This window comes from Streptomyces sp. NPDC058464 (assembly GCF_042721035.1).
Taxonomy (GTDB): domain Bacteria; phylum Actinomycetota; class Actinomycetes; order Streptomycetales; family Streptomycetaceae; genus Streptomyces.
The window spans coordinates 55,782-69,881 of the sequence record NZ_JBHXMA010000014.1 but is presented as its reverse complement, the minus strand read 5'-3'; the positions used below and the strand labels follow the sequence as shown (position 1 = coordinate 69,881).

General features: G+C 73.8%; 8 protein-coding genes. 1 reads left to right on the top strand and 7 read right to left on the bottom strand.

Annotated elements, in window-relative coordinates; genetic code table 11:
- Nucleotides 1–24 precede the first annotated feature (24 nt).
- From ACFWPQ_RS20065 to ACFWPQ_RS20040, 6 genes are all read right to left on the bottom strand, one after another.
- Entirely contained in the window at nucleotides 25–4,746 is a 4,722-nt protein-coding gene (locus tag ACFWPQ_RS20065) for an amino acid adenylation domain-containing protein (protein WP_384036118.1), read from the bottom strand.
- A 118-nt stretch (nucleotides 4,747–4,864) separates the two neighbouring features.
- Nucleotides 4,865–6,142 (bottom strand): glutamate synthase-related protein, encoded by a 1,278-nt coding sequence (locus tag ACFWPQ_RS20060; protein WP_384036115.1) that lies wholly within the window; start codon nucleotides 6,140–6,142, stop codon nucleotides 4,865–4,867.
- Nucleotides 6,139–7,140 carry an asparagine synthetase A gene (locus tag ACFWPQ_RS20055; protein ID WP_384036112.1) on the bottom strand — a complete coding sequence of 334 codons (1,002 nt, stop codon included), beginning with the start codon at nucleotides 7,138–7,140 and terminating at the stop codon, nucleotides 6,139–6,141. The genes ACFWPQ_RS20060 and ACFWPQ_RS20055 overlap by 4 nt, the downstream gene beginning before the upstream one ends.
- Complete coding sequence (locus ACFWPQ_RS20050) at nucleotides 7,137–8,477, bottom strand: methylaspartate mutase (RefSeq protein WP_384036109.1); 1,341 nt, start codon at nucleotides 8,475–8,477, stop codon at nucleotides 7,137–7,139. The genes ACFWPQ_RS20055 and ACFWPQ_RS20050 overlap by 4 nt, the downstream gene beginning before the upstream one ends.
- The gene (locus ACFWPQ_RS20045; protein WP_384036106.1) at nucleotides 8,474–8,917 is read right to left on the bottom strand and encodes a cobalamin B12-binding domain-containing protein; all 444 of its coding nucleotides are present in this window, start codon (nucleotides 8,915–8,917) and stop codon (nucleotides 8,474–8,476) included. The genes ACFWPQ_RS20050 and ACFWPQ_RS20045 overlap by 4 nt, the downstream gene beginning before the upstream one ends.
- A gap of 86 nt (nucleotides 8,918–9,003) precedes the next feature.
- Nucleotides 9,004–10,299 (bottom strand): helix-turn-helix domain-containing protein, encoded by a 1,296-nt coding sequence (locus ACFWPQ_RS20040; protein ID WP_384036103.1) that lies wholly within the window; start codon nucleotides 10,297–10,299, stop codon nucleotides 9,004–9,006.
- A gap of 264 nt (nucleotides 10,300–10,563) precedes the next feature.
- Here ACFWPQ_RS20040 and ACFWPQ_RS20035 point away from each other — a divergent pair, with 264 nt between their 5' ends.
- Nucleotides 10,564–10,752: a hypothetical protein gene (locus ACFWPQ_RS20035; RefSeq protein ID WP_384036100.1), complete on the top strand. Its 189-nt coding sequence runs from the start codon at nucleotides 10,564–10,566 to the stop codon at nucleotides 10,750–10,752.
- A 123-nt stretch (nucleotides 10,753–10,875) separates the two neighbouring features.
- On the opposite strand, the gene ACFWPQ_RS20030 is transcribed toward ACFWPQ_RS20035, so the two are convergent.
- On the bottom strand, nucleotides 10,876–13,965 hold the full coding sequence (locus ACFWPQ_RS20030) for a BTAD domain-containing putative transcriptional regulator (protein WP_384036097.1): 3,090 nt from the start codon (nucleotides 13,963–13,965) through the stop codon (nucleotides 10,876–10,878).
- Between the last annotated feature and the right edge of the window lie 135 nt (nucleotides 13,966–14,100).

Below are 14,100 nucleotides of genomic sequence, written 5' to 3'. Positions count from 1 at the left end.
TCGGACACGCGGTGTGCCGTGTGCTCAGGCCGGCAGCAGTTCGGCGATCGCGCTCACGGTCCTGGCCCGGAACACCAGGTGCGGCGGGACGCGGGTGCCGGTCTCCCGGGACAGGCGCATCGCGACGCGTACGGCCGACAGGGAGTTGCCGCCGATCCGGAAGAAGCTGTCGTGGCGGCCCACCTCGTCCAGGCCGAGGATCTCCCGCATCACGTCGGCCACCAGGCGTTCCCTGCCGACCAGGGCGGCGGCTCCGTCCCCAGCGGTGGCGGTGGCGGTGGCCGGGGCCGGCAGGGCGCGGCGGTCGGCCTTGCCGTTGGCGTTCAGGGGCAGCGCGTCCAGGACGTCCACGGTGGCGGGGACCATGTACTCCGGGAGCCGCCCGGACAGGTACCGGAGGAGGGCGTCGGGGTCGGCGGTCGCAGAGCCGTCGGTGACGGCGGTGACGGTCGTGACGTAGGCGGCGAGCCGCCGGTCCCCGGGGGCGGGTTCGTACACCGTGACGACGGCTTCCCGGACGTCCGGGTGACGGGTGAGGAGGTCCTCGATCTCGCCCGGTTCGACCCGGAAGCCTCTGATCTTGACCTGGTCGTCGGCCCGGCCCGTGATCTCCAGCGAACCGTCCTCCGTACGGCGCCCGAGGTCCCCGGTCCGGTAGAGCCGCTGCCCGTAGCCGCCGGGATCGGCGACGAACCGGGTGGCGGTGAGGCCGGGCCGGCCCGTGTAGCCGAGGGCCAGGCCGCAGCCGGAGGTGTAGAGCTCGCCGGTGCCGCCGGGTTCGACGGGTCGCAGGGCTTCGTCGAGGACGAGGACGTCCTTGCCGTGCAGGGGACGGCCGATGGGGATGGAGGCGGTCGTGACGTCCTCGGGCACGACGGTGTGGCAGGTGGTGAGGCCGAGGCTCTCGACGGGGCCGTAGCCGTTGGCGACCCGGAGTCCGGGGAACATCTCCAGCGCCTTGGCGACATGGGTCACCGAGGCCCGCTCACCGGCGGTGAAGGCGGTGCTCAGTCCGGCGAACGTGTCCGGGAACTCCTCCAGCAGGAAGTTGAACAGGCTGGCGGAGAGCTGGAGTTGGGTGACCCCGTGGCGGCGGGTGAGTTCGGCGACGGTCTGCGGGTCGGGCCGCTGCCCGGGCTGCAGGACACAGGTGCCGCCGAACATCAGGGCGCCGTACAGCTCAAGGGCGAAGGCGTCCCAGGAGACCGGGGAGCACTGGAGCCAGACCTCGTCCGGTCCGAACCGGGCGTAGTCCTGGCCCGCGTAGGTGCCGGTCAGGGCGCGGTGCGGCACGGCGACGCCCTTGGGCCGGCCGGTCGAGCCGGAGGTGAACATCACGCAGGCCAGGTCGTCGCCGGTGACGGGCAGCCCGGGATCGTGCTCCGGATGGCGGGCCAGCTCCCCCGCGACGGCGTCCAGGTCGATGTGGGTGCCCTGCCAGGCGAAGGGGACCTCCTGTCCGCGGTGGGTGATCAGGTGTCCGGCGCCGCTGTCGGCGGCGGCCCCGGCGAGCCGTTCGGCCGGGAAGTCGGGGTCCAGCAGGGTGTATCCGGCGCCGGTCTTCAGTGCCGCGAGCAGGGCCGCGACGAGGTCGGGGCCGCGCTCGACGAGCACCGCGACGACCGTGCCGCTCCCGGCGCCCCGGGCGGCGAGGTGGTGGGCGAGCCGGTTGGCCCGTGCGTTGAGCTGTCCGTAGGTGAGTTCCTCGTCTCCGGCGATCAGGGCGGTGGCGTCCGGGGTGCGGGCGGCGGCCGCCTCGAACAGGGTGTGCGCGGGGGCGGCGACGGCCGCGGCCAGTGCGCCCAGCCAGCTGTCGCAGAGGGCCGCCATGGTCTCCGCGTCGAACAGGTCGCTGTCGTACTCGAAGCGGCCGGTGAAACCGGTGCCCAGGTCGTCGACGGAGACCGACAGGTCGAACCGGGAGACCCCCTGCATGTGGAGCTCACGGGTGACGGGGATGCCGTCGACCTCCAGCGGCCGGGTGTCCAGCGGGTGGAGTTCGAGCAGGACCTGGCAGAGCGGGTTGCGGTCCCGCGGCGGGTCGGTGACGGTGCGGTCGACGATCGTGTCGAAGGAGGCGTCCTGGTTGCGGTAGGCGCCCACCGAGACGTCCCGGACGTGGCGTACGAGGTCGCGGAACGGCAGGTCGGGGTCGACCCGCAGCCGCAGCGGCAGCAGGTTGACGAAGTAGCCGATCAGGCCGGCCGCTCCGGCCCGGCCGCGCACGTTCACCGGGGAGCCGATGACCATGTCCCGCTCCCCCGAGCGCCGGTGCAGCGTGGTCGCCAGGGCGGCGAGCAGCACCATGAACGGGGTGGCGTCCTCCTCGCGGGCCAGCTCGCGCACCGCCCGCGCGACCGCGTCCGGCATCCTGAAGCCGTGGTGGGCGCCCCGGAACGCCTGGAGTTCGGGGCGGGGCCGGTCGGTGGGCAGCGCGGTGGTCTGCGGCGCGTCCGCCAACTGCCCGTCCCAGTAGGCGAGCTGGGCCTCGGTGGCGGCGGCCACGGCGTCGTCGTACTGCCAGGCGCTGTAGTCGGCGTACTGGGCGTCGAGTTCGGCCAGCCGGTGCGGGCGCCCGGCCCGCAACGCCTCGTAGACCTCCTTGAGTTCGGTCTCCAGGACCGACAGCGAGCCCTCGTCCCAGACGATGTGGTGCATGACCAGGAGGAGCACGGTCCCGTCGTCCGGCACGCGCAGGGCGTGGGCGCGCAACAGCGGTCCGGTCTCCAGGTCGAACGGTTCGACGGCGGCCGCCGCGATCAGCTCGCCGGTCCGCTCGCGGGGTGCCTCGGTGACGGTGAACGGGACGGTGACGCGCTCACGCACGACCTGGCGGGGGCCGTTGTCGTCGAGGACGAAGCAGGTGCGCAGGCTCTCGTGCCGGGCGACCACGGTCTCCAGGGCCCGGTGCAGCAGGCCGAGGTCGGGGTCCGTGGCGAAGCGGAACACCCAGGGCACGTTGTAGGTGGCCGAGCCCGGGTTCCACTGGTCGAGGAACCACAGGCCGCGCTGGTACGCCGACAGCGGTGCCTCGGTGCGCCCCGACCGGGTCAGGGCCGGGAGCCGTTCGCCCTCGGGGGCGGTGGCGACGGCGGCGAACTCGGCGAGCGTCGGGGCCTCGAAGATCGCGTACGGGGAGACCACGCCGAAGACGTCCGCGACCCGCCCGACGACGCGCACCGCGGTGAGCGAGTCGCCGCCGAGGTGGAAGAAGTTGTCGTGGACGCCGACGTCGGGCACGCCCAGGACGTCGGACCACACCCCGGCGAGCAGCCGCTCGGCCTCGGTGCGCGGGGCGACGTACCCCTCCCGCACCGACGTGTTCCCGGTGTCCGGGTCCGGCAGGGCCGTGCGGTCGATCTTGCCGCCCGCGGTGAGCGGGAAGGCGTCCAGGACGGTGAGGCTGCCGGGGACCATGTGCTCGGGCAGGCGGTCCGCCAGGAACGCGCGGATCTCGCGGTACTCCGGCGGCACCGGCGCGGTGGTGGTGGCGTAGGCGGCCAGCCGGCCCTCGTGGGCGGTCACCACGCAGGCGGCGACCGACGGGTGGGCGGCCAGGGCCTGTTCGACCTCGCCGGGCTCGACGCGGAAGCCGCGGATCTTCACCTGGTGGTCGGTGCGCCCGACGAACTCCAGGGCGCCGGAGGCCCGCCGCACCAGGTCGCCCGTGCGGTACATGCGGGCACCCGGCACGGCCGAGAACGGGTCGGCGACGAAGCGCTCGGCCGTCGCCGCGGGTCGGTGCCAGTAGCCGGACGCCAGCAGCGGGCCGCCGACGTGGAGTTCGCCGGCGGTGCCGTCGGGGACCGGGCGCAGGGCGTCGTCCAGTACGTACAGGGCGCGGTCGCCGAGCGCCTCGCCGATGGGGACGCGGCGCTCGCCGTCGGCCGGATCCACGGGTTCGCGGACGTCCTGGACGGTCGCGGTGATCGTCGTCTCGGTCGGTCCGTACGCGTTCAGCAGCGGGACGCCGCCGGTGAGTTCGGCCCAGGCGGCCGCGGTCTCCGGGTACAGCCGGTCGCTGCCGGAGATCATCAGCCGCAGCGACCCGGGGACGCGGGCGCCGGCCCGCAGGGCGGCGACGACCTCCTGGAAGTAGCCGGCGGACAGGTTGGCGACCGTGACCTCCTCGGCCGTCAGCAGGGCGAGCAGTTCACCGGCAGCGAGGAGTCCCCGGTCCGGTACGACCAGGCAGGCGCCGGTCGTCAGGGCCGTCAGGACCTGTTCGACCGCCACGTCCACGGACGGCCGCGCCAGGTGCAGGACGACGTCCCGGTGGGTGATGCCGAACCGGGCGGTGGCCGCCTCGATGTGCTCCGCCAGCACGGACGCGGCGACGTGGACACCCTTCGGGCGGCCGGTGGTGCCCGAGGTGTGGACGAGGTAGCCGGAGCCGCCGGCCGTGCCGGACTGCGCGGCCCCGGCGGTGAGTTCGCCGTCGGTCAGGAAGGCCGTCGCCCCGGCGTCCCGGACGATGAACTCGGTGCGCTCGGCCGGGGCGTCGGCGTCGACCGGCAGGTGGATCCCGCCGGCCCGCAGCACGGCCAGCAGCCCGATCACGTGGTCGAGACGGTCCCGGCCGGAAACCGCGACGACCTGGCCCGGGGCGATGCCCGCCGCCAGGGCACCGGTCAGCCCGTCGAGTTCGGCGTAGGTGAGGGTCCGGCCCGCGGCGCGCACGGCGGGCCGGTCGGAATGGCGGCGTACGGCCGCCGCGAATGCGAAGGGAATACCGCGTGAGGACATGGGTTCACCCCGATGATGGAATAGCCCGCAGAATGGGCGACGCGAGAAACGCTAGGCCGCGCTCATTCGGTGGACGGGCAGATGGAGAGGAAGAAGAACGGCAATTTCGACGGCCCGGTCAATTGCCGTCCGGGGACCAGACGTCCTGCTCGTCGAGCGCGTCCGGGGCGTATTTTCCCAATGCGCTGATCAGCAGCCGCATTTCCATGGCGAGGCATTCCGTGAAGCGGATCAGCCCCTGGTCCGGGTCCTCCGCGACGGACAGCAGCGCGGCCCGGCCCAGCCCGACGGCCCGTGCGCCGAGCGCCAGGCTCTTGACGGCGCGGGAGCCCTCCCACATCCGGCCGGACACCAGCAGGCAGGGCGGCGGGTCGGCGGCCAGGCGCCGCAGGCAGGCGGCGAGCGGCAGCCCGACCCGGCCGGTGAACGCGACGGGCGCCCAGCCGGTGCCGCCTTCGGCGCCGTCCACCGTCACCGCGTCCGCGCCCGCGTCCACGGCCACCCGCGCCGCCTCGGCGACATCGCGGCCGGGGTGGAGTTTGACCCAGACCCGGGCCCGGGGGAAGTTGTTGCGCATCAGCCGGATCTGCTGGCGGAGGATCTCCGCCGTGAACGTGCCGGGGCTGCTGGAGCGCAGCACGTGCCGCTCGCCGAGGGCCGCCGCGTCCAGGCCGTAGCGGTCGCCGAACCGTGCTGCCGCAGCCGTGTCGAGGACGGTCATCCCGCCGAGCCCGGGCTTGGCGCCCTGCCCCGTCTTGAGCTCGAAGGCGAGCCGTCCGGAATCCAGCAGGGGCCTGGCGGTGGGGTCGCTGTAGACGAGGTTCCAGACCTCGGCGTCGGCGTCCTCGGTGCTCTGCTGCACGGCCACTCCGCCGAGCCCGTCGGGCAGTTCACCGGTGTAGGCGCGGAGTCGGCCGAGCAGGGTGGTCGAGGCGCCGCCGTCCGGGCCGCCGGGTCCGGCCGGTCCGTTCAGGCGGCCGTAGCCGTGCACCGGGACGACGTTCTCGCCGATGACCATGGGCAGTCCGAGGCGGCCGGCCTGGCGGCTCAGCGCGAGGCCGGGGTCGCCGCCGGCGGCCCGGGTGGAGCCCAGCGCCGACACGTACACGGGCAGTGCGGCGGTGAAGCCGCCGATGCGCGTGGTGAGTTCGACGTCGTCGTACATCGGCTCGCGGCCCAGTTCGATCAGTTTCTTCAGCCGCTCCGCCATGAAGACGGGCGGGACGAGCCGCGTCCGGTCCAGGTCGTCCTCGGGACCGGTGGGGGCGCCGGCGCCTGCGCCGAAGAGCACGTGCCCGTAGTCCTCGGCGGCCGGGAACGCGGCCGCGGCTCCCGACCGGGCCCGGTGGCGGACCTCGGCCTCGGGGAAGGCGGGGGCGACGGGGCTCGGGCTCACGGCGAGACCACCCCGGGCAGCTTGGGGAAGGCGTTGGCCTGCCACACCGCGTCGCGTCCGGCGACGTACCGGGTCAGCCGCTCGACGCCGATGCCGAAGCCCGCGCTGGCGGGGACGCCCTCGCGCACCAGGTCGAGGTACCAGCGGTACTTCTGCGGGTTCTCGCCGGTCTCCCGCATCCGGGTGACGATCTGCGCGTAGTCGTTGGTCCGCTCGCTGCCGCTGCACAGCTCGCCGTAGCCTTCGGGGGCGATGAGGTCGAAGTTGCGCAGCACACCGGGCTCGGTGCGCGACTCGCGGTCGTAGAAGCCGCGGGATCCCTTCGGGTAGTCGGTGACGAAGAACGGGCGCGCGGCCTTCGACGACAGCAGTGCCTCGCCCGTCCAGTCGATCTCGGCGTCCGGGTTCTGGTCGTGTCCGACGGCCCGCAGTTCGGCGACCGCGTCGGCGTGTGTGCGCCGGCCGAACGACCCGCGCAGCAGCTCGGTGAAGGCGTCGACGTCCCGGCCGAGGAGTTCGAAGTCGGCGGGCAGCGCGTCACGGGTGGCGCGGACCATGTGGACGACGAGGTCCTCGAGGAGTCCGGTGATCCGCTCCCGGTCCGCGCCGGCCACCTCCACGTCCAGCTGGTGGAACTCCGCGAGGTGCCGGTCGGTGTCGGTGGTCTCCAGCGGCTCCAGACGGACGTTGGGGGCGATGCAGAAGATCTTGTCGAAGGCCAGCAGGGAGGCCTGCTTGTAAAGGATGGCGCTGGTCATGAGCTTGTAGCGGTGGCCGTAGAAGTCGATGTCCACCTGTTTGGAGCCGCGGCTGCCCGGGTCGGTGACCGGCCCGATGACCGGCGGCAGCATCTCGGTGAACCCGGCCGACGTCAGGTACTCGCGGGCGGCCGCGATCAGTTGGTTCTGGATGCGCAGGGTACTGCGGGTGGCCGGGGACGAGAGGTGTGCCCGGGGGTCGGGCGCGGCCGGCGGTGACTGGGGCGTGTCGTGGCTCATGGCTGCTGATCCCATCTGTCGGTGGTGTGGGCGTGGACGGGGTGGGACGGGCACCGGACGGTTTCGGTCCGGGCGCGCCGGTCGAAGGTCCGCTGTACGTACGACAGGGCGGCCATCAGGCCGTCCGAGCCGAGGATCGGGGCCCGGCCCCGTTCGGGCCTGCCGGGCAGCGGCATCGCTCCGGCGGCGGACCAGTACAGGCGGCCGTCGGCGTCCAGGCCGCTGCGGGCGCGTCCGGCGTTGTCGGGGTGGAGGCAGAACGGCACGTCCAGGTAGCCCCGGGCGAAGGCGGTCACCAGGGCGCGGCCGATGTCCCGGTCGAGGTCGAGGACGGCGTCGATCAGGGTGCTCGCCTCCGCGTGGATCCCGGTGTCCGGGACGCCGGGCGGCGTCGGCGCGCAGGCTTCCGCGGCGGCCGCCGCCGCGGCCGTCTCCAACGCCGTCACGTTCTCCGCGACGGTGGGGATGCGGTGCGCCTCGGCGGTCGTCTTCACGATCAGCCGGGCCGCGCCGGTGCGGACCGCCAGCCGGGCCGCCTCCCGCAGCAGCAGCCGCGCCCCTTCGGGGGTCAGCGGGTACATCCCCATGTGCGCGTAGACGACGATGTGCCATTCGACGTCGGGCAGAAGTCGGGCGGCGAGCCGGGACAGCGCGGTGACCGACTCCTCGTCCTGGCGGGCGTTGGCCTGCTGCGCGTAGCTGAGGGAGACGCTGCGCAGTCCGTGCTGCCGGAAGAAGAGGGCCTCCAGCACGCTGAGCGCGATCAGCAGGCCGGGCGGGCAGAGCTGGCCCATCATGCAGCCGCCGAACGTCTCCAGATGGGGGCGCGCGCCGGTCTGCTGGGCCTCGGCGAGCAGCGCGCAGCTTCGTTCCCAGGCGGCCACGGCCACGTTGAGCGGGACCCGGCTGTAGGGCAGGCAGTACGAGACGGGCCCGCCTTCGGTGGCGTCCAGTCCGGCGGCCAGCAGCGCGGTCACGATCTTCTCGGGGCGGGCCGAGCCGTGCCGGACCTGCACCGGGAACGCGGCGTCCGCGACACCGCGCAGCACCTGCCGGGTCACGGCCGGGTCGTAGGTGGTGATCGGGTAGCCGTTGAGCGCCACGCCCTGGGCGACGGCCCGCCGCGCGGCCACGGCGTCGCCGGTCCTCGTGTAGCTGTCCACGGTGATGGTGCCGACCGTGGTGGCCGCCGCGCCGCGGGTGGCCCGCAGGCCGTCCCGCATCCGGTCGGTCCGGCTCATTCCCATCCGCGGCTGCACCACCAGGCGGCCCCGGGCCTGTGCCTGGGTCACGAAGCGCCCGAACGGCACCGGCGGTGCGGCCGGCCCGGCAGTCATACCGGCACCGCCCGGGACAGTGCGCGGACGAACGAGCGCAACTCGTCGGCGGACGCGCTCTCCTCGAAGACCTTGTCGAAGCCGGCCGCCCGCAGGGTCCGCGCGACCGACCCGTCGTCGGCGCCCGTGATGCCGAGCTTGCCGCCGATCACCAGCTGGGTGCGCAGCAGTTCGGGACAGGCGCGCAGGCCGGGGACGACCCGCCGGGCGTCGATGAACCCGTGTCCGTTGACGCTGCTGAGGACGATCAGGTCGGGGGCCAGTCGCCGGCACTCGGCGATCAGTTCGGCGTCCGGGACGCAGGCGCCCAGATTGGTGACGCGGTGGCCGAGCTCCTCCAGCAGCAGTTGCAGGAAGACCAGATTCCAGGTGTGTGCGTCCGACGCCATGGTCGAGACGACGACGTCCAGGCCGACGCGCTCGGCCTTTCCCAGTTCCACGGAGATTCCTCGTTGGTTCAGTAGGGATGGGGAGGTGGGGGGAACGGCGGAGCGGTGAGCGGCGGGGTGAGGGGGCTCGTGGCGGGTCAGGAGACCAGCGCCGCCGGGAACGGGGTGCGGGGCAGGGGCTCGCCGGGCAGGGGCTCGCCGGGCATCGGCGCCAGGCCCGGGGTGCCGTACTGCTCGCGGCAGACGGTGCGGACGAGGTTGAGTACGGCGAACCGGGCGCTGTTGCGGTCCGGGGTCAGGCGGAGCAGGCCGCGGCAGAGGAGTTCGTGGAGGGACTGGTGACAGCGCTGTGCGCTGCGGCCGTCGGCCGCCGCGGCCTCTTCCAGGGACCAGTCGGACTCCGAGTCCGACAGCAGTCGTACGAAGGCCAGCTGATCGGCGGTCAGCGAGCGCAGGGCCTCGTCCAGGGCCTCGCGCACGTCCCCGCGTTCGCAGTGCGTCACCGGTGGAGCGGCCAGCCCGAACGGGGCGGCGGACAGCCGTTCGGTCAGCCGGCCCGGGGATTCGAGGAGCGTCCAGCCGGCCGCGTACTCCAGTGCGCGGGGCAGTCCGTCGAGGTGGGCGCAGAGTCCGGCGATGGCCAGGGTGTCGGACGGGTCCAGGGTGAGGCCGGGGCGGAGCCGCCGCATGTGGGCCAGCATGAGCCGGACGGCGGGCACGTCCGCCAGTTCGCTCGGTGCCGTGGCCGGGCCGGGGGTGTCCAACGGGGCCAGCGGGACGACCTGTTCGCCGTCGAGGGACAGCGGCGACCGGGTGGTGACCAGGACCCGCAGGCCCGGGCGGCGGTGGAGGACGCGGTCCAGCAGGGTGTGGTCCAGCCCGTCGTCGGCCCCGTCGAGCACCAGCAGCGCGGGCCTGTCACCGACGGCTTCGAGGAGGCCGGTGCCGCCGGCCGGCGCGGCGAGGGACGACCGGTCGCCGCGGGAGACCCAGTGCACCGGCCAGCGCTCGGAGCGGTGCGTGTGCCAGGCCGCCTCCAGGGCCAGCCGGGTCTTGCCCACCCCGCCCAGGCCGACGACGGACACCAGCCGGTCGCCGTCTCCGGTGAGGCAGCGGGCGAGCGTCGCGGTCTCCCGTTCGCGCCCGACGATCGCGGTGCGCGGGGCGGGCGGGGCCGTGGGCTCCTCGGCGGGCGCCTGCCGGCGTGCCGACGCCTCGAAGGCGGAGCGTGCGCGACCGGTCAGCCGCAGCGCGTCGGCGACCAGCCGTACGGTCTCGTGCCGGGGCCGCCTGACCCGGCCGGCCTCCATGTCCCGTACCGCACGCACGCTCAGCGTGGCGTGATCGGCCAGGCACTGCTGGGTCATTCCGGCGCGTTCACGCTGGGATCTGAGCAGTTCGCCGAAGCCGGACACCGGCTGACCACCATCCATGCCGTTTTCCCTTCACATCACCACACCGACGATCGGGCCGAGGCCGGGTCCGGTCTCCGCCTGGAATGGATGGTGGTGGGAACGGATATACGGGGGATCATCAGCCGTCCTCGGCCGCGGGGGCGCGGTGGTGATCGGGCCTCCATCCTGTGTAGATCGGCCATCGGCAGTCTTGGACCAGAACGAGGCACACGGCCTCACCGGGCTCCTCCCGGTACCCGAGACCCAGCTCCTGGGCCCGATCCCGAAGGCGGACGGCACCTGATGAAGGCACTCCCGAAGTCCCTGGTCCCGCGTAAGGCCGCGCTCCTGATCGCCACCGTGGGCTGCTGTGCCGCCGCGCTGACCGCAGCGGTGCCGGTGGGCACGCACCCGGACGCCCCGAAGCCGGCCCACTCCACGACCGTGCTGGCCGACGGCGGAGCCCCGGAGGAGTGGAACAGCACGGGCTGACCCCGGACGGCCCGCCCGTACGGGTGAGAGGCTCAGCCGACCTTCGGCTGGGCCGCTCATTCGTTCAACGGGCCTCCTGCGTAAGGGGGTTCACGCTCTCAGGGGCCTGGTGGCGGGTCCGGTTCACCGGCCCGGTGGCGCGTCCGGCAGCTTTGCCGCCAGCTGCTCCGCCTCGTCGGCGTCGGGCAGTCCCAGGCGGGTGAAGACGGCGACCGCCTGGCGGGCCCGGGACAGCGCCGCCGGGTTGTCGCCGAGGTCGGCGAGCGCCCGGCCGAGGACCAGCAGGGCGTTGCCCTTCTCGCGCTCGGCGCCGAGTTCCTCGCACAGGGCCAGGGCCGCCTCTCCCTCGGACAGGGCGAGGTCCGGTTTCCCCATGACCCGCCAGGTGGCCGCGAGCCGGGACCTGGCCTGTGCCTCGCGGCCCCGGATACGGAACGCCGTGCAGGTCTCCAGGCATCTGGTGTAGCTGGTGACGGCGTCCGGGTGGCGGTCGAGTTCGTGCAGTGCCATGCCGTGGACGTACCACGCGTAGGAGGTGCCGTGCGGGTCCGCGACGTCCCGCAGTTCGGCCAGGACCTCCTCGCACATGCTGACGGCCTCCGGCGCGCGGCCGCTGCGCAGCCGTGCCTGGGCGGCGTTCAGCCGGGTCACCAACTCCCCCGAGCGGTGGCCGAGTTCCCTGGCCAGTTCGATGGCCCGGTCGTAGGAGTCCACGGCGTCGGCGTACCGGTGCTGGAACTGGGCTATCAGACCGCGGTCGTTGAGGATCTGCCGCAGGATGACGGTGTCGCCGGCCCGCCGGCAGGCTTCGGTGGCCAGCCGGGTCTGCGACTCGGCCTCGGCGAGCTGGGTGTTCTGCAGCGCGGCGTTGCCGCACACGAACCGGGCCCGGCCCTCGGCCTGGTCGTCGCCCCGCAGTGCGGCGGCCTCGGCCACCATCCGGGCCGCGGTGGCCAGTTGCGCGTACGGGATGTCCCGTCCGAAGGGGGTGATCGCGACCAGTAGGTCGCTGGCCTTGCGCAGCATGGGGGTGTCGCCGCCGAGCGCGAGCCGGGCGGCCGCGGTCACCGCGTTCGTGGTGCAGTCGAACTCCGAGGTCACCCAGGCGCGGGCGTCGGCCAGCGTGCCGAACCGGTGTCCGGGCGTGGCGCCGCCGCCGAGGATGGCGCCGACGGGATCGCCGGGCACCATGCTCTGGAACGCCGCACAGGCCACGCCGAGCAGATGGTCGAGGAGCCGGCCCAGGGCGGCGGTGCCCTCGGCCCCCGCCGTGTCGGACGGCTCGCCGGTGCGGTGTGCCACGGCGGGGGCGGTCAGCTGGAGCGCGAAGGACCGGAGCAGGTCGTGATAGCGGTACCGGCCGGGCAGCGGTGCCTCCAGCATGGCCGCGTCGACGACCGATTCCAGCAGGTCCTCGGCCTCGTACTCGTCGAGTTCGAGCACCACCGCGGCGGCCTCGATGCCGATGCCGGGCCGGGCGAGCGGCGCGAGCAGCCGGAAGGCCCGGGCCTGGTCGTCCGTGAGCTGGCGGTAGCCGAGTTCGAAGGCCGCGGCCACGCCCAGGTCTCCCGCGCGCAGTTCTCCGATGCGCAGTCGCTCGTCGGTGAGCCGGGCGGTCATGACCTCGATCCGCCACCGAGGGCGGGCGGCGAGCCGTGACGCCACGATCCGCACGGCGAGCGGCAGGTGTCCGCAGAGGGCCACCAGCTCGGCGGCGGCTCCGGGTTCCTCGGCGACGCGCCCCGCGCCGGCGATCGAGCGGAGCAGGGCGAGTGCCTCGTCGGTGTCGAAGACGTCGAGATCGGTCTGGAGGATGGTGGGCAGTCCGCTGAGCCGGCCCCGGCTGGTGATGATCACCCCGCAGTCGGCCGAGCCGGGCAGCAGCGGTCTCACCTGGGCGGGGTCGCGGGCGTTGTCCAGCATGAGCAGGATGCGACGGCCGTCGAGCGTCGTACGGAAGAGGCGGGCGCGGTCCTCGGTGGCCGCGGGCAGACTGTGTCCGGGGGTCCCGAGCGCGGTGAGGAAGCTGCCCAGGACGGTGGCCGGGTCGGCGGGTTCCAGGCCGTTGCCGTGCAGGTCGGCGTAGAGCTGCCCGCCGGGGAAGTCGGGTTTGGCCCGGTGCGCGCCGCGGAGGGCGAGGGTGCTCTTGCCGATGCCGCCCATGCCGCTGATGGAGACGACGGGCAGGGCCACCCGGGTGGGGTCGGTGAGGGCGCTGCACAGTGCCTCGACCTCGGTCGTCCGTCCGGTGAAGTCGGCCGCGTCGGCGGGTAACTGGGCCGGCCGCAGGGATGGGGCGGGCGCGGGCGCCTCGGCCGGTTCGACGGGATCGGCGGGTTCGGGGCGTTCGCGGCCTTGGCGGCGCTCGGCGGATTCATCGGCCACGGGTGCGGCCCGCATGACCGTCGCCGACGCCCTGGCGGTGTCCGTGGCCCGGCCCCCCGCGGGCCCCATCAACTGCGGATCGCCCGCGAGGACCCGGGCGTGCAGGCCGGTCAGCTCCGGGCCGGGGTCGATGCCCAGTTCCTCGGCGAGCACCTGGCGTGCCCTGCCGAAGACCGCCAGCGCCTCGGCCTGGCGTCCGGCGGCGTAGAGCGCTCGCATCAGGAAGCCGTAGGGTCTCTCCTGCATCGGGTGCTCGTGCGTGAAGGCGATGAGATCCGGTATGGCCAGCCCGTGCTGTCCCTCCCGGAGGCGGTGCTCGAATCTCTGTTCCATCAGGGTGAGCCGCAGCGCGCCGAGCCGGGAGCGCTGTTGTTCGGCGAACGGTCCCGGCACACCGGTCAGGGGTTCGCCCTGCCAGAGCGCGAGCGCCTCGTTCAGCAGGCTGCCGCACTCCGCCTCCCGGCCGGCGTCGCGTGCCCGCAGGGCTTCGGCGGCGAGTTCCTCGGCGCGGACCGCGTCCACCGACGCGGGCGGGACCGTCAGTTGATAGCCGTCACGCAGCGACACCAGGAGTTTGGGCGCGGCCCGGTCCTCCTCCATGACCTGCCGCAGTCTCCACGCGTAGGTGCGCAGGGTGGAGAGGGCGGAGTCCGGGGGTTCCTCGCCCCAGACCGCGCTGATCAGCTCGTGGGCGGAGGCCGCCCGACCCGACCTGAGCAGCAGGGCGGTCAGCAGTGCCTGCTGCTGCGGAGACCTCGTGGGGAGCGCCGTCTCGTTCCGTAATACCTGCACGGCCCCGAGCACGACGAACCGAATGCCCTCGGCCATTCCCCTCCCCTGACCCCCAGCCTCCCCGCCGGGTGCATCCCGATGCTCTGCCAGCCCCCACCCACCTGCAAGCCGCCTGACCGATTATCGAGATCTTTTGACCGAAAATAGCAGCCGATTCCGGACAGCCGGTGA